This window comes from Tropicimonas sp. TH_r6 (genome assembly GCF_033101155.1).
GTDB lineage: Bacteria > Pseudomonadota > Alphaproteobacteria > Rhodobacterales > Rhodobacteraceae > Tropicimonas.
Window position 1 is genome coordinate 1 of sequence record NZ_JAWMPX010000002.1, and the last position, 14,555, is coordinate 14,555.

The following is a 14,555-nucleotide window of genomic DNA, read 5'->3' on the forward strand; positions in this document are numbered from 1 at the left end:
TCGCTGCATGTTTCGACGGAATGGTGATGCCCCGGCCACGTTCCGGAGCACGCCATTCAGGACGTTCAGGACGGACCGCTGACGGTTATCCCATCCGTTCGGAGCGATAGCCATCCGGCGAGGCCGGGAAGACAACCGTCTTGTTTCCGTTGAGGAAGACACGGTGATGGATATGGGCGTGGATCGCGCGCGAAAGCACGAGGCTTTCCACGTCGCGGCCCAGCGAGACATAATCCCCGGGCGATTGCGCGTGGGTCAGCCGCTTCACGTCCTGCTCGATGATCGGGCCCTCGTCGAGATCCGCGGTGACGTAATGCGACGTCGCGCCGATGAATTTGACGCCGCGCTGATAGGCCTGCTTGTAGGGGTTCGCCCCCTTGAAGGAGGGCAGGAAGGAGTGGTGGATATTGATGATCCGTCCCGACATCTTCTGGCACATCTGGTCCGACAGCACCTGCATGTAGCGGGCGAGCACGATCAGCTCCGCGCCGCTCTCTTCGACGATGGCTATCTGCTGGGCCTCCGCCTGCGGCTTGTTCTCCTTGGTCACCTTGATGCAGTGGAAGGGGATGTCGTGGTTCACGACCACCTTCTGGTAATCCATATGGTTGGAGATCACGCCCACGATGTCGATCGGCAGCGCGCCGATGCGCCAGCGATAGAGCAGGTCGTTCAGGCAGTGGCCGAAGCGCGAGACCATGATGATGACTTTCATCTTCTGCGCCGCGTCGTGGAAGGCATGCTCCATCCCGAATTCCTCGGAGATCGGCAGGAAACCCGTTTTCAGCGTTTCCAGCGACGTGCCTTCCTCGCTGTCGAAGGAAACGCGCATGAAGAAATTGCCGGTTTCCATGTCATCGAACTGATGGGCATCGGTGATGTTGCAACCAGCCTCGGCGAGGAAAGCCGAGACGGCGGCGACGATGCCGCGCCGGGAGGCGCATTTGACGGTCAGGGCGTGGTGGGACATGGGGAAGGGCTCCGAAGATAGGTCAGTCTATTTGAGCTATCTGTGCCGCAGTGCAGAATGCGAGGGAAGTGCGAAAACGCTGCGTGGAGCGGTGAAAGCGACATTGCCGTGTTCTTCGTGGGAACGCTGGTTTCCGATCTGCTCCAAGCAGCCGTTTGCGGAGACCGGAAAATGTGTTGCGCCTCTCCTGACCGCATTGAGCCCATTTGAACAATGCTGCGCGACGGATGAATGGCTGCTTTTCCAGATGGCGACCCGAGACATCACCCCAGGCTCCGGACACATTGATTTGGTTGCGGTCTCCGCGCGATCTTGATTCAAGTTCCCAAACTTCAGGGGGCGTGATGAGCAATCTTTTCTGGCTGAACGAGTGAGACAGGTACGAAAACAGTCCGGGGGACTGTTTTCCTGTCGAACCAGATTGCACGGCTCCAACCGTACTTTCCGAAGAGCCATGGCAAGCCACGCGTCGATGACAGGCGTGTTTTGAGCGGCATTATCTTCTTCAATCGCAATGGCTTGCGTTGGAGTGATGCACCAAAGGAATATGGCCCGCCCAAGACGCTCTACAACCGCTGGAAGCGGAGGAGCGACATGGGCGTGTTTGCCCGGATCATGGTGATGTTGACGCCGAACTTCTTGTAGTCAGCGGGGGTGTTCATCAGTCGGGTCGTGGTCATTGGAATCTTGCCTTCTTGGTAGAACAAGAACTGAACTGGGTTTGTTGCGCGGCCGCGGTTTCAAGGCCCGCAAGGGGGGAGCCTGGAGGTGCCCCCCGGTTATCGGCCCGTCAGCCGACCATCTGCTTCGCAAGCAACTTCGAGTCGTATTTGCGGTCGCCGTCGAAGTGGGGGGCGTAGCGGTCGAAGGCTTTGCTGAGCACTTCGGCGTCTTCGGCGGCGTAATCCTTGGCCCAGGGATGCGAGACGATGTAGAACTCGCCGTTCTCGATCTGCGGCCAGATGATGTCGATGAACTCGTCTGCAGGCATGCCGATCTGGGTCATCTCCTTGCTGCCACCCAGTTCCGATTGAACGCCACCCGGATAGATCGCACCGACCTGGACATGCTTCGGCATTTCCAGCCTCAGAACTTCACTGATCGCGCGGCCTGCATATTTTGATACAGCGTAGCCGCCCATCAGCGGGCCTGCCACAAACAGTCCCGTCTCTGAGACAACGTTCAGGATCATCACCGGCGTGCCCTGCGCGATCATGCGATTGCCGAAGGCCCAGATACCATTGAGCTGGCCGAACACATTGACATCGAACACGCGCTGATAGGACTCAGGGGACGAGTCCAGGAGCATCTCGGGGATCCCCGCGATACCGGCATTGTTGACGAGAACATCGACTTGTCCGAACTCGGCCCAAGCGAAATCCGCCAGTGCTTTGAAATCGTCAAGCTTGGCCACGTCGCAGGTCTTGTAACGTGCCTCTATGCCTTTCGCCGTCAGATCAGCCACCGCTTCTTGCAGTCGCTCCTCGCGGCGGGCGGCGATAACCACTTTTGCGCCCTCAGCGCCAAACCTGTCGGCCATGGCCTTGCCAATGCCGGTGGCTCCGCCCGTGACAACGACGACCTTACCGTTGAAATCCTTCATAGCGTTCTCCTTTGCTAGATTGCCTGCGATCAGGGATCAGAGCTTCCACTCGAACCCGATTGTTTCTTCTGAAACCTCCCAAAGCCGCTCCATGACCGCTTTGTCATAGGCGTGGGGGTGCAGCGTGCCTCTGCCGACGGGGCCGACAAACTCCGAGCGGCCAGTCGGGCCATAAAGCGCGCGCTGCTCCAACCCGTCCTCGGTGGCGCACATCACTTCGGGCCACGAGCCTTTCTCAGCCGATTGTGTGATCGGCAGTTTGGTCATGATCCAGAACGCAATTCGCGTCATCAGGTTGCCGCTGGTGCTAATCAACGATGTCCGTGATGAGCCGGGGTGGCAGACGTAAACCTCGACATCCGTTTTTCCTGCTTCCGCCAGCTTGTCCTGCAGCTCATAGGCAAACATCATCTGCGCCAGCTTGCTTTGCGAATAGGTCTTGTTCTGGTGATAGTTCTTGTCCCAGTTCATGTCGTCAAACTGGATGGTCTTGATCCCCATGTTGTAGCCAAGGCTACTGACGACCACGATCCGGCCCTTGGTTTCCTCGATTCGCCCGAAAAGCAGCCCGCACAGCAGGAAGTGACCATAGTGGTTGGTGCCCAGCATGCTTTCAAACCCATCCACGGTATGCTTCTGGGAAGGCACCTGCGCGATGGCGGCGTTGCACATCAACGCGTCGATCTGCGGGACTGTCTTCAAAACCTCAGCCGCCGCTTCGCGCACGCTTGCCAGCGAGGCGAGGTCCATTCGGATAAAGCTGACATCCACGCCGATGCCGAATTCGTCTTTCAGCGCCGCGATGGCGGCTTTCGATTTTTTGACCGAGCGGTTCAGCATCACCACCTTAGCGCCCTTGTTCAAAAGCGTCCGCGCGGCCTGAAATCCTGCGCCCGCATTGGCGCCGGTGATGAGATAGGTTTTGCCTTTGAGGTTCCCCAAGCGTTCCGGGGTCCAACCGTTGGGTCCAAATGTCGTGTCAGCCATTTTCTTTCTCCGGCCAGCTCTGACTGGCGACTTGCGTGCTATTGTTTCGTCTTGAACTTGATTATAAAAATCGAGGACAATCTAAATAAGGCTCATTAATTGCGAATACTTGCCTATTTGTGTCTTATGTTGAAAGAACTCTGTTCAGCGCCTTGAGCAGCCCTCGCGCCCGAAAGGGCCAGAAAAGGGGTTCACCCGGCGCGCTCTACAGCGCGCAGCTTCTCCTGATATATTTCGAGCCGCGCACTGGCGTTGGTATCGATCAGCAGAAGGACCGACATCATCGCGATGGTGACAATCAGGCTCGCCCGCAGGACCGGAGCTTCCAGAAACAGGAGCAACATGGCGCAAACCGCGATGATCTGGGGCATGACACGGAACACCGCGATGCGATATTGGCCGAGACCCTGGTCGGCGCGCTCGATTTCCGACGCGACAAAGGCCGACGCATCACTGTTGTAGGCGGTTTCGAAACCTGTGACCCGTTCCTTGCTTTGAATAAACAGTCCGACTCCGAGTATCAGAAGCAATAAACCGGCAATCAACGCCGGAATCACATAGGCCCTGGCGACATCGGTTTTTCCCAACTGCCAAAAGCCCAGACTTCCTGATATGAACATCGCTCCAAAGAGGACGAAGAAAGCAGACGAAAGCATTTCGGCCTTGGTCCAGTCGATAGATGTTTTCAGTATTTCCATGTCATTGCCCACCATTGGTAAGGAAACAAAGAGGTCCTGGCCGGAAGGGGCTGGACCTCAAGAATTGTATCGTTCTGCATCGGCCTGTCCGAGACCCTGAAGGGCAGCTGCCTGCCCCCTGCGGAACAGAATTCGAAAGAACCAGCCGGTTCCGAAATACCCTGCGTTGAAGGCGCTCTTGTATCGCGCAAGCAGTCCTTCCGGTCGCTCTTCAAGGAACAACTCGCCAGCAAGATCATTTACCGGCATGGCATCATTGCGCGAGGCGTAGCTGAAATACTCCGGCGGCCGAAAACCGACAATAACCTCGATGATGATCATTGCCCCGGAAACAACCTTGCGGACCGCGCCTTTTCCCATGGGGTGCCCATCACCGGGTTTGACGATGGAAATCTCACTCGGCAGGATGTCAAACCTCGAGCAGGCTTCGTAATCCACGTACATGTCCCAGAACTTCTTCCGGTCGAAGCCGAGGTAGAAGTGCTCGATCTCAGAGCGCATTTTCCTAGTGTCGGGCATGTAGTCCATTTCCGCCCTCCTTCCGGCACTTGCCGGATATCTGAACTCATCTTGAGAAGATGGATAATGCTCGATACGGGGAGGAAATAGGCCGGATCGTCCTGATTACATGCCTGATTGTCTCAAACTCATTGTAAAGTGCCATTTGCCGTGCCAGCTTGACGCTATGAGTAAAGAACAAATCAGAAAGCTGATTGATCGCCGCCTTCCCAAGGCCGGCCTCGTAGAAACCACGTTGAAGGGCGTGCACCTTTTCCGGGTGACTGAATCAATGCCCTGTGCGCCTGCGGTCTACGAGCCCACCGTTGTAGCCATCGTCAGCGGGGAGAAGGAAGCCATCCTCGACGGCCATCGGCACGTCTACGACAGCAGCCAATACATGCTTTGCCCGATGACGATGCCGGTGGAGGCAGGCACACCGCGGGCTTCACCGGAGACCCCTATGCTCGGCGTGTATATCTCCATCGATGGGCGGATGATGACCGAGCTGTCCATCGAGATGGAGACCGCTGCCGGCGTCATCCGCAAGCCAGATGGCGCGGCCCCGCGAGGGCTGGCGCTGGCGCGTTGGGACGCGGGCTTCGCCCAGGCGTTGCTCAGGCTCCTGGAGCTGCTAGACAGCCCGGCGGACACGGCGGTACTTGGCGAGGGGCGGCTGCGCGAGCTCTATTACGCCGTGCTGAAGGGCGAGGCGGGGGCTTCCGCGCGGCGCGCCTTCGGCGTCGGCAACGAGATCGCGCGGACCATCGACTACCTGTCCACCCACCTCTCGGATTCGATAACCATCGACGACATGGCCTCTCAGGTCGGCATGAGCCGTGCCGTGTTCCACCGTCGGTTCAAGCAGGCAACGACGATGTCACCCATCCAGTTCGTGAAGTCGATGCGGCTGAATAATGCCGCCATGAAGATTGCCGGGGGAAAGACCGTGAGTGAAGCCGCGATGGATGTGGGTTACGTGAGTTCCTCCCAGTTCAGCCGGGAATTCAAACGCATGTATGGGCAGTCCCCCAGACAATGGAACCACTCACAGCAACTCCCTGCGGGGATCGCCTAACGGACGTACCTACATTTTGACCAACTTCGATGGTCTTGGGGGCTAAACGGTGGGTACTACCAGATCACCCGACAGGAAGCAGACATTGCATCGTGCCAATTGGAACGCAGGTATGTCCGCAAAGGGAGCATTCCAGTGGGAATCGATGCGTGGCTCTTCTCAGAGCATCGCCATCCCGCCATTCACATGCAGTGTCGCGCCGGTGACATAGCCGGCCTCGGGGCTGGCGAGGTAGAGAACGGCGGCCGCGATCTCCTCGGCTTCGCCCATTCGCGCGGCTGGGATCTTGGTGTTGATCGCCGCTTTCTGATCGTCGGTCAGCTTGTCGGTCATCGCGGTGGCGATGAAGCCGGGGGCAACTGCGTTGGCGGTGATGCCGCGGCTGGCGACCTCATAGGCGATGGATTTGGTCAGCCCGATCATGCCGGCCTTGGAGGCGGCATAGTTCGCCTGTCCCGGATTGCCGGTTGCGCCGACGATGGAGGAGATGTTGACGATCCGCCCCCAGCGTTTCTTCATCATCGGCCGCATCACGCCCCGGCAGAGCCGCATGGTCGAGGTCAGGTTCACGTCGAGCACCTGCGCCCATTCCTCGTCGGACATGCGCATGAAGATCTGGTCGCGGGTGATGCCGGCATTGTTGACGAGGATATCCAGCCCGCCCATCGCCGCGATGGCCGCCTTGGGCAGCGCATCGACCGCCTCCGCGTCGCCGAGATTGCAGGGCAGCACATGGGCGCGCTCGCCCAACTCGGCCGCCAGTGCTTCCAGCGGTTCGACCCGGGTTCCGGAGAGCCCGACCGTCGCGCCCGCGCCATGCAGCGCCTTGGCGATGGCGCCGCCGATGCCGCCCGAAGCGCCCGTTACCAGTGCGGTTTTTCCAGTGAGGTCAAACATTGGCCCATCTCCTTGCCGTCAATTCCCGAAGCGTTGCCCAGAGCCATGCCATGCCGCTTGCCGCCCCGCAACGGGCTTTTGCGGCGTGAGCGCAAGGACGATCCCGTCAGACGCGGCGCGCGTCGCGGAACTCGGTCGGGGTCTGGCCCGTGCGGTTGTGGAAGGCGCGGGTAAAATAGGCGGCCGAATTGTAGCCCAGGACCTCGGCCACGCGCTTGACGGGCAGCGATGTGTCGAGCAGCAGGCGGCGGGCTTCGAAGGTCAGACGGTCGGCCAGAAGCTCGGAGGCCGGGCGGCCGCAGGTCTGGTTGCAGACCCGGCTCAGATGCGTCGCCGTCACGCCAAGGGTCTCGGCGTAGTCGCCCACCGATTGACCGGTATAAAGCTGTTCCTCGATGGCCTCGGTATAGCGGCGCACGAGCGCGCGGGCGGCGCTGTCATCGGGCTTGTCCTCGGCCTCGAAACGCTGACGGTCAAGCCAGACGGAGAGCAGCCCGCCATAATGGGCGATGGCCCGGTTCTTCATCGGGCGTTCGTCGTCGATCTCACGTTGGAGGCTTTCGAGCAGGCCGGTAATTTCGGCCTGTTTGCGTACGTCGCGGATGCGCAGGTGGTAGGACTCCTTGGCAAGCCCGAGCTCTTCGGCCTCGTTGAAGAACACGGCGGTGCCATAGACCTGTGTCGACACCTCGAAGCCATGCATCGTGCGGGGCGGGACATAGACGGCATTGTGGGGACCGTAGCCACGCGTCAATCCGGCCACCGTGATCCGACCCTGGCCGCGGGTGAACCAGTAGAGAACCGGCATGCGATAGGAGCGCATCGCCTCGGTGCGCCAGCGGCCACCAACGGTGAGACGTTGCATCGGCGCAAGCCGAACCGGGCCGACAGGGGCGGCGGGCAGAATGGACATTGGCAGAACCTCGGGCAGCTGGGGTTCGATTTCTTCCTGTCTGCCTTGTGGATAACTGCGAATCAAGGGATTTGATGTCGGGATTCTGCGAGGGGGGCCGGATTTGAACGTTTTCAAGCGCAGGCGGCCTCGCGCGGGAAGGCCAGCGGCCCGGATTTCCCGCCAATGGGCGGTGCGCGCGGGCTGGAACACCGGTGCGGAGCGGAAGAGCGAAGCGGAATCCCTGCCACGAGCTGCCCGCACGGAGTGCGGCTCAATCCGTGAAAGACACCTGTCGCCAGGCCTTCATCCGGGCCCGGAACCATGTCCGCTGCCGCTTGGCATAGCGGCGCGTGGCGATACAGGCTGCCTCGCGCGCCGCGTCCAGGTCCATCTCGCCGCGCAGATGCGCGATCAGCTCCGGTGCGCCGATGGCGCGTGAGGAGGGCAGGGCCGGATCCCAGAAGTCGAGATTGGCCCGGGCCTCGTCGAGCGCGCCGGCGGCGAGCATCAGGTCGAAACGGCGCTCGATCCGGGGCGTCAGCCAGTCCCTGGGCGCGTCGACAAGGATGGGTTGGGCCGTCGCGAGTGGCAGGAGTGGCGGCGGCGTGGCCACCTGCCAGGAGGCAAGCCCGCGTCCGGTGGCCGTCAACACTTCCCAGGCGCGTTGCACACGGGCACGGTTCGCGGGGTCGATCCGGTCGCGTGTCTCGGCGTCCAGTGCCGCCAGCATCTCCTCGCGGTCGAGGGCATCGCCCTGCGCACGGGTCTCGGCCGGAACCGGCGGGATCTCGGCCAATCCTTCGGTGAGGGCGGTAAAATAGAGACCCGTGCCGCCGGTGATGATGAGCCGCTCCGTGCCGGCAAGGCATGCTGCGATCTCGCGCAGCCAGTGGCCGACCGAATACGTCTCGAACCGCCCAATGTGACCGTAAAGCGCGTGGGGCGCGCGGGCGAGATCCTCGTCGGGGGGGCGCGCCGTCAGCACGCGCCAATTGGCATAGACCTGCAACGCGTCCGCGTTTACTACGATACCGCCCTGTTTTTCCGCGATTTCGAGCGCGAGCGCCGACTTGCCGCTGGCCGTGGGGCCAGCGATGAGCACGGGGCGCTCGGGGTCGATTTCCTTCACGTTGAGGGGCATTCGCGGCGCCTTGACGGTTGCGGAGCGGGACGTTTTCCGACAGGAAGACGCCGGAACTAGATCAGGGGATTTTGATATGCTCGACGAAACCGAGGATCAACCGAAACCGGCCTATCGCAGGGTCCTTCTGAAAATCTCCGGCGAGGCCCTGATGGGCGACCAGGGCTACGGCCTGCACCCGCCGACGGTCGAGCGCATCGCGCGGGAGGTCAAGTCGGTCCATGATCTCGGCGCCGAGATCTGCATGGTGATCGGGGGCGGCAATATCTTCCGCGGTCTCTCTGGCTCGGCGCAGGGGATGGAGCGGACCACGGCCGACTACATGGGTATGCTGGCGACGGTGATGAACGCGCTGGCGATGCAATCGGCGCTGGAGGGGATCGGGGTGTTCACCCGGGTGATCTCGGCGATCCGGATGGACGAGGTCTGTGAGCCCTATATCCGTCGCCGCGCTGTGCGGCACCTGGAGAAAAAGCGGGTCTGCATCTTCGCGGCCGGCACCGGAAACCCCTATTTCACCACCGATACAGCGGCAACTTTGCGTGCAAATGAAATGGCTTGTGAGGCGATCTTCAAGGGCACCAAGGTTGACGGGATCTATGACAAGGACCCGGTGACCAACCCGGACGCGGTACGGTTCGACACGATCAGCTTCGACGATGTGCTGACCAAGCGCCTGAAGGTCATGGACGCCTCCGCCATCGCGCTGGCCCGCGACAACAACCTTCCGATCATCGTTTTCTCGCTGGACGAGCCGGGCGGTTTCCGGGGCATTCTTGCCGGCGAGGGGACCTATACACGCGTGCAGGGCTGATCCGCCCGAGCAAGGCCATCAACGCCGTTCGCAACGCGCGGTGCATTCACGGGACGGACCGGATCGCACTCGGGAGTGCGATGCCGGGCAGGGCCGGTCGAAACGTGCATCGAGGCCGTCCGGTTTGGGCATCCGGTGCGACGCTTGCGGCCGATATCCGCCCGGTGCCTGCGCGGTAACACCATGGACACAAAGGGCCCAATACGCGGGACGGCGGGTCCGTTTCGGTTTGGAACCTATACAAGCGTTTCACCCGGCGTTAGAACCAATTCGACAATGAGATGCTTGGGAGGGAACAGGCACATGACCGTTGAATATGAAGAACCGGATGTAGGCGACATCAAGCACCGCATGGACGGGGCGATCAAGGCGCTGAAGAACGAGTTTCTGTCGCTGCGGACAGGCCGGGCTTCGGCCTCGATGCTGGACCCGATCCAGGTCGATGCCTATGGCTCCATGACGCCGATCAACCAGGTGGGGACCGTGAACGTGCCCGAGCCGCGGATGATCACGCTCAACATCTGGGACAAGACCATGGTGTCAAAGGCCGAAAAGGCGCTGCGCGAGAGCGGTCTGGGGATCAATCCGGTTGTCGATGGCACGATCATCCGCCTGCCGATTCCCGAGCTGAACGAGGAGCGCCGCCGCGAACTGACCAAGGTCGCCGCGACCTATGCCGAGAATGCCCGGATCGCCATCCGCAATGTCCGTCAGGACGGGATGCACAAGCTCAAGAAGGCCAAGTCGGACGGGATGCCGGAAGACGAGGAAAAGATGTGGCATGACGACATCCAGGAGATGACGGACAAGCATATCAAGCTGGTCGATGCCTCGCTTGAGCACAAGCAGGAAGAGATCATGCAGGTTTGACCTGCAGCTTATGCCGACAATCTTGAAAGGGGGCCCGATGCCCGCCGCAGACAGCAGCCCGCAGGCCCCCCAACATGTGGCCATCATCATGGATGGCAATGGCCGTTGGGCGACCGCCCGCGGCCGTCCGCGTCTTTTCGGGCACCAGGCCGGGGCGCGCCGCGTCAGCGAGATCGTCGAGGCCTGCCCGGATCTCGGCGTGCGGTACCTGACCATCTTTGCTTTCTCGACGGAGAACTGGAAACGGACCCAGGCCGAAGTGTCGGGCCTGATGACGCTGTTCCGGCGGTATATCATCAAGGAGGCGCAACGCCTTCTGAACAAGAGGGTTCGCGTCCGTTTTATCGGTGATCGCGACCGCCTTGACCCGAAGCTGGTCAAGCTCATGGACGAGTTGGAAACGCTGACGGCGGGCAATGACCATGTCAACCTGACCATCGCGCTCAACTATGGCGGGCGTGACGAGGTGACCCGCGCAACGCGGCGGCTCGCGCATGAGGTGGCGGCCGGGCGGATCGACCCTGACGATGTCGGTGCGGAGACACTGAGCCGTTTTCTCGACACCCACACATTGCCGGATCCCGATCTGGTGATCCGCACCTCGGGGGAGGCGCGGATTTCCAATTTCCTGCTCTGGCAGTCGGCCTATGCGGAATACGAGTTCGTCGATACGCTCTGGCCCGATTTCACCGCGGAGAAATTCGCGAAAGTCCTCTCAGGTTATGGAAAGCGCGAACGGCGCTATGGAGCGGTCCTTGGCTGAACCCGTAAAGACATCGCCGTCGCGGTGGGAAGATTTGAACGCGCGGACCTGGACTGGTCTGCTCATGGTGATTGTCGGCGTGTTGGCGATCCGGCTGGGCGGGATCTGGTTCCAGATGCTGGTCACCTTCGTCACGGCGGTGATGATCTGGGAGCTGGCGCGGATGATCCGGCCGGGCTGGGATGTCGGCGCGATGTTGCTGGCGGCCTTTTCGGCCTCGGCCATCTCGGCGCTCACGCCGCAACAGCCCGACTGGCATCTTTTCCTCCTTGTGGTTCCGGCCCTTGTCGGTGCGTTCTCCATGCCGCGGGAAAGGATCACCTTTTTCCTGTTTGCCTTCGGTATTGCCGTGGCCGGATGGGGGCTTGTCGAGGCGCGCGAAGCCTATGGCGGGACCTGGCTCTTCTGGATGGTGATCTGCGTCGTGGTGACGGATGTGGCGGGCTATTTCGCCGGGCGGCATTTCGGCGGGCCGAAATTCTGGCCCTCGGTCAGCCCCAAGAAGACCTGGTCCGGTACGTTGGCGGGCTGGCTCGGCGCGGGGGTGATCGGTGCGCTCTTCCTGACCTTCACCAATGCGGGGCGGGACCTGATCTGGCTCTCGATGCTGCTCTCCTTCTCCTCGCAGATGGGCGATGTCGCCGAGAGCGCGCTCAAGCGGCGCCTCGGTGTCAAGGACAGCTCGGCGATCATTCCGGGCCATGGCGGGCTCTTCGACCGCTTTGACGGGTTGCTGGGTGCCTCGCTCTTCATGCTGCTTCTGGCGCTCCTGGTGGATGTGCCGGAGGTGCGGATATGAGGCGCATCTCGATTTTCGGCTCCACGGGGTCGATTGGCGAGAGCACCGTGGATCTGATCGCACGGGCGCCGGAGGAATACGACGTTCTGGCGCTTACGGGCGGACGCAATATCGCGCGGTTGGCAGAGCAGGCCGTGGCCTTGAATGCCAAGCTCGTCGTGACCTGCTTTCCAGAATATAGACAGGAGCTTGCGGAGCTTCTTTCAGGCACGGGAATCGAAGTGGCCGCAGGGCCGAAGGCGATTGCCGAGGCAGCGGAACGGCCCGCGGACTGGGTCATGTCGGCCATTGTCGGGTCGGCGGGGCTGGTGCCCGGGCTGAAAGCGCTGGAGCAGGGCGCGGTGCTGGCGCTGGCCAACAAGGAATCGCTGGTCTGTGCCGGTGAGCTGCTGATGCGGACCGCGCATGCGCATGGCTCGGACGTTCTGCCGGTGGACAGCGAGCACAGTGCGGTCTGGCAAGCACTTGTTGGAGAAGAGATTTCCGAGGTCGAACGGGTGATCATCACCGCCTCGGGCGGAGCTTTCCGGGACTGGCCGCTGGAGGATCTTCCCAAGGCGACGCCGGAACAGGCGAGCACCCATCCCAATTGGGATATGGGGCAGCGGATCACGGTCGATTCCGCTTCTATGTTCAACAAGTCTCTCGAACTTATTGAGACTCGAGAGTTTTTTGGCTTTTTGCCGGAACAGATCGAGGTGCTCGTGCATCCGCAGTCGCTGGTCCACGCAATGGTCGGGTTCAAGGACGGGGCGCTGATGGCCCATGTCGGACCGCCAGATATGCGCCATGCGATCGGTTATGCGCTGCATTATCCCGAACGCCGCGACCTTCCGGTCGACCGGTTGGACCTGGCGAAGGTGGGAACGCTGGAATTTCGGGCGCCTTGCGATGCGCGCTGGCCGGCGCTGCGGCTGGCCCGCGAGGTCATGGAAATACGCGGGCTGTCGGGCGCGGTGTTCAACGCCGCCAAGGAGCAGGCCCTGGACGCGTTCCTTGCCCGCGAGATCCGCTTCACGGACATGGCGGCGGTGGTTGAGGAGGTTCTTCACGCGATGGATCGCGAGAACGCCCTGAAATGTGACCGGATGCGCCTTGAAGATGTCATCGAAACCGATCATGTCGCTCGGATACGCGCGGCCGAGGCCGCATCCCGGATCAATATGGACGCCTGAGCAATATGGATTTTGCGACGATCATTCCCCAGTTCGGAGGGCTTCTCTGGTATATTGCGGCCTTTGTCGTGGCGCTCAGCGTCATCGTCTTCGTGCATGAATATGGCCACTACATCGTCGGCCGTTGGTCGGGCATCAAGGCGGAGGTCTTCTCCATCGGCTTCGGTCCGGTGCTGCTGAAGCGGACCGACAAGCACGGCACGCAATGGCAGGTCGCCGCCTTGCCTTTTGGCGGCTATGTGAAATTCCTCGGGGATGCGAGCGCGGCTTCGGACAAGGCCTCGGACGACTATGACGATCTCGACGAGGACGAGAAGCGCCACACCATGCATGGTGCGCCGCTCTGGGCGCGGGCCGCGACGGTTGCCGCGGGGCCGGCCTTCAATTTCATCCTGTCGATTCTGGTTTTCTCCAGCATGGCGCTGGTGCAGGGCACGCCGAAGGAACCGATCGAGATCGGCACGCTGAAGCCGATGCCGGAGACTGTGCAGGCGCTGCTTCCCGGTGACGCGATCCTCGCCGTAGGCGGGGCGGAGACTAGCGACTATGCCGGGTTCTTCGAAGCGGTGCGCGGTCTGGAGATCGCGGAAACCGTTTCCTACGAGATTGAGCGGGCAGGGGATGCGGCGAAAATCGACGGACCCTTCCCATTCCCGCCAATGGTCGATGGGCTGCAGGCCGGGTCGGCGGCGATGGATGCGGGGATCGAGATCGGCGATGTGATCACCGCGATCGACGGCGAAAAGATCACGGCCTTCAAGCAGATGCAGGACCGTGTTTCGGCGTCTGACGGGCGTGAGTTGACGCTCGATGTCTGGCGCGAGGGGGCCGAGATGCAGGTGACGCTGGCGCCACGCCCGGTCGATTTGCCGACGGGTGATGGCGGGTTCGAGACTCGCTGGCTGGTGGGAATCACCGGTGGACTGCTCTTTACCCCTGCGACCGAAACGCCCGGGCTCTGGGAGTCGGCACAATATGGTGCCGAGCGGACATGGTTTATCGTTGAGAACTCGCTCTCCGGGCTTTGGCACATGGTCACAGGAAAGATTTCCACGTGTAACCTTAGCGGTCCGATTGGCATCGCCGAGGCTGCCGGCGACGCAGCTAGTCAGGGGAGCGATTCTTTCATTTGGTTGATAGCGGTGCTGTCTACCGCGGTCGGGATGCTGAACCTCTTCCCGATCCCGGTCCTCGATGGGGGGCACCTGACCTTCCACCTCTACGAGGCGATCACAGGGCGGCCGCCGAGCGATGCCGCGTTGCGGGTGCTGATGGGGGTCGGGCTCACGCTGATGCTGTCGCTGATGGTTTTTGCCCTGACAAACGACCTGTTCTGCCCGTAGCACGTGGTTTGCGCCCAAATCTGG

The 14,555-nt window shown here is 61.4% G+C and carries 15 protein-coding genes and 1 pseudogene; 8 read left to right on the forward strand and 8 right to left on the reverse strand.

Translation table 11 applies throughout. From position 1 onward, the window contains the following. Nucleotides 1–85: 85 nt before the first annotated feature. On the reverse strand, nt 86–970 hold the full coding sequence (gene purU / locus R3X27_RS02180) for a formyltetrahydrofolate deformylase (RefSeq protein ID WP_317707184.1): 885 nt from the start codon (nt 968–970) through the stop codon (nt 86–88). Between the two features lie 344 nt (nt 971–1,314). Here purU and R3X27_RS02185 point away from each other — a divergent pair. Then, nucleotides 1,315–1,597, forward strand: a pseudogene (locus tag R3X27_RS02185) (transposase); the annotation flags it as partial. 163 nt (nt 1,598–1,760) lie between these two features. Here the strand turns inward: R3X27_RS02185 and R3X27_RS02190 are convergent. The 4 genes from R3X27_RS02190 to R3X27_RS02205 all read right to left on the reverse strand — a co-directional run bounded on the left by R3X27_RS02190 (nt 1,761) and on the right by R3X27_RS02205 (nt 4,786). Further along, nucleotides 1,761–2,573, reverse strand: coding sequence for an SDR family oxidoreductase (locus tag R3X27_RS02190; protein WP_317707185.1), 813 nt, complete (start codon nt 2,571–2,573; stop codon nt 1,761–1,763). 36 nt (nt 2,574–2,609) lie between these two features. Continuing rightward, nucleotides 2,610–3,560: an SDR family oxidoreductase gene (locus tag R3X27_RS02195; RefSeq protein WP_317707186.1), complete on the reverse strand. Its 951-nt coding sequence runs from the start codon at nt 3,558–3,560 to the stop codon at nt 2,610–2,612. Between the two features lie 191 nt (nt 3,561–3,751). After that, on the reverse strand, nt 3,752–4,258 hold the full coding sequence (locus R3X27_RS02200; protein WP_317707187.1) for a hypothetical protein: 507 nt from the start codon (nt 4,256–4,258) through the stop codon (nt 3,752–3,754). Nucleotides 4,259–4,315: 57 nt separating this feature from the next. Then, nucleotides 4,316–4,786: a hypothetical protein gene (locus R3X27_RS02205; RefSeq protein WP_317707188.1), complete on the reverse strand. Its 471-nt coding sequence runs from the start codon at nt 4,784–4,786 to the stop codon at nt 4,316–4,318. A 157-nt stretch (nt 4,787–4,943) separates the two neighbouring features. Here R3X27_RS02205 and R3X27_RS02210 point away from each other — a divergent pair, with 157 nt between their 5' ends. Then, a complete protein-coding gene (locus tag R3X27_RS02210) occupies nt 4,944–5,834 on the forward strand; it encodes an AraC family transcriptional regulator (protein ID WP_317707189.1) in 891 nt (296 codons plus the stop codon). A gap of 159 nt (nt 5,835–5,993) precedes the next feature. Here the strand turns inward: R3X27_RS02210 and fabG are convergent, their stop codons facing one another. The 3 genes from fabG to miaA all read right to left on the reverse strand — a co-directional run bounded on the left by fabG (nt 5,994) and on the right by miaA (nt 8,767). Further along, on the reverse strand, nt 5,994–6,731 hold the full coding sequence (gene fabG / locus R3X27_RS02215) for a 3-oxoacyl-[acyl-carrier-protein] reductase (RefSeq protein ID WP_317707190.1): 738 nt from the start codon (nt 6,729–6,731) through the stop codon (nt 5,994–5,996). Between the two features lie 106 nt (nt 6,732–6,837). Continuing rightward, entirely contained in the window at nt 6,838–7,644 is an 807-nt protein-coding gene (locus R3X27_RS02220; RefSeq protein WP_317707191.1) for an AraC family transcriptional regulator, read from the reverse strand. 253 nt (nt 7,645–7,897) lie between these two features. Continuing rightward, a complete protein-coding gene (gene miaA, locus R3X27_RS02225; protein ID WP_317707192.1) occupies nt 7,898–8,767 on the reverse strand; it encodes a tRNA (adenosine(37)-N6)-dimethylallyltransferase MiaA in 870 nt (289 codons plus the stop codon). A gap of 76 nt (nt 8,768–8,843) precedes the next feature. On the opposite strand from miaA, the gene pyrH reads away from it, so the two are divergent. The 6 genes from pyrH (at nt 8,844) to rseP (ending at nt 14,531) form a co-directional block, all read left to right on the forward strand. Continuing rightward, nucleotides 8,844–9,581 (forward strand): UMP kinase, encoded by a 738-nt coding sequence (gene pyrH / locus R3X27_RS02230; RefSeq protein ID WP_317707193.1) that lies wholly within the window; start codon nt 8,844–8,846, stop codon nt 9,579–9,581. Nucleotides 9,582–9,884: 303 nt separating this feature from the next. Then, the gene (gene frr / locus R3X27_RS02235; protein WP_317707194.1) at nt 9,885–10,451 is read left to right on the forward strand and encodes a ribosome recycling factor; all 567 of its coding nucleotides are present in this window, start codon (nt 9,885–9,887) and stop codon (nt 10,449–10,451) included. A 37-nt stretch (nt 10,452–10,488) separates the two neighbouring features. Further along, complete coding sequence (uppS, locus tag R3X27_RS02240; RefSeq protein ID WP_317707195.1) at nt 10,489–11,214, forward strand: polyprenyl diphosphate synthase; 726 nt, start codon at nt 10,489–10,491, stop codon at nt 11,212–11,214. Then, nucleotides 11,207–12,013, forward strand: coding sequence for a phosphatidate cytidylyltransferase (locus R3X27_RS02245; protein WP_317707196.1), 807 nt, complete (start codon nt 11,207–11,209; stop codon nt 12,011–12,013). The genes uppS and R3X27_RS02245 overlap by 8 nt, the downstream gene beginning before the upstream one ends. Then, nucleotides 12,010–13,188 (forward strand): 1-deoxy-D-xylulose-5-phosphate reductoisomerase, encoded by a 1,179-nt coding sequence (gene dxr / locus R3X27_RS02250; RefSeq protein WP_317707197.1) that lies wholly within the window; start codon nt 12,010–12,012, stop codon nt 13,186–13,188. The genes R3X27_RS02245 and dxr overlap by 4 nt, the downstream gene beginning before the upstream one ends. A gap of 5 nt (nt 13,189–13,193) precedes the next feature. Further along, entirely contained in the window at nt 13,194–14,531 is a 1,338-nt protein-coding gene (gene rseP, locus R3X27_RS02255; RefSeq protein WP_317707198.1) for an RIP metalloprotease RseP, read from the forward strand. Nucleotides 14,532–14,555: the final 24 nt, after the last annotated feature.

Excerpts from the sequence above, each read along its gene's own strand:
- purU (WP_317707184.1), bottom strand. The coding sequence starts at position 970 with ATGTCCCACCACGCCCTGACCGTCAAATGCGCCTCCCGGCGCGGCATC.
- R3X27_RS02190 (WP_317707185.1), bottom strand. The coding sequence starts at position 2,573 with ATGAAGGATTTCAACGGTAAGGTCGTCGTTGTCACGGGCGGAGCCACC.
- R3X27_RS02195 (WP_317707186.1), bottom strand. The coding sequence starts at position 3,560 with ATGGCTGACACGACATTTGGACCCAACGGTTGGACCCCGGAACGCTTG.
- R3X27_RS02200 (WP_317707187.1), bottom strand. The coding sequence starts at position 4,258 with ATGGAAATACTGAAAACATCTATCGACTGGACCAAGGCCGAAATGCTT.
- R3X27_RS02205 (WP_317707188.1), bottom strand. The coding sequence starts at position 4,786 with ATGGACTACATGCCCGACACTAGGAAAATGCGCTCTGAGATCGAGCAC.
- R3X27_RS02210 (WP_317707189.1), top strand. The coding sequence starts at position 4,944 with ATGAGTAAAGAACAAATCAGAAAGCTGATTGATCGCCGCCTTCCCAAG.
- fabG (WP_317707190.1), bottom strand. The coding sequence starts at position 6,731 with ATGTTTGACCTCACTGGAAAAACCGCACTGGTAACGGGCGCTTCGGGC.
- R3X27_RS02220 (WP_317707191.1), bottom strand. The coding sequence starts at position 7,644 with ATGTCCATTCTGCCCGCCGCCCCTGTCGGCCCGGTTCGGCTTGCGCCG.
- miaA (WP_317707192.1), bottom strand. The coding sequence starts at position 8,767 with ATGCCCCTCAACGTGAAGGAAATCGACCCCGAGCGCCCCGTGCTCATC.
- pyrH (WP_317707193.1), top strand. The coding sequence starts at position 8,844 with ATGCTCGACGAAACCGAGGATCAACCGAAACCGGCCTATCGCAGGGTC.
- frr (WP_317707194.1), top strand. The coding sequence starts at position 9,885 with ATGACCGTTGAATATGAAGAACCGGATGTAGGCGACATCAAGCACCGC.
- uppS (WP_317707195.1), top strand. The coding sequence starts at position 10,489 with ATGCCCGCCGCAGACAGCAGCCCGCAGGCCCCCCAACATGTGGCCATC.
- dxr (WP_317707197.1), top strand. The coding sequence starts at position 12,010 with ATGAGGCGCATCTCGATTTTCGGCTCCACGGGGTCGATTGGCGAGAGC.
- rseP (WP_317707198.1), top strand. The coding sequence starts at position 13,194 with ATGGATTTTGCGACGATCATTCCCCAGTTCGGAGGGCTTCTCTGGTAT.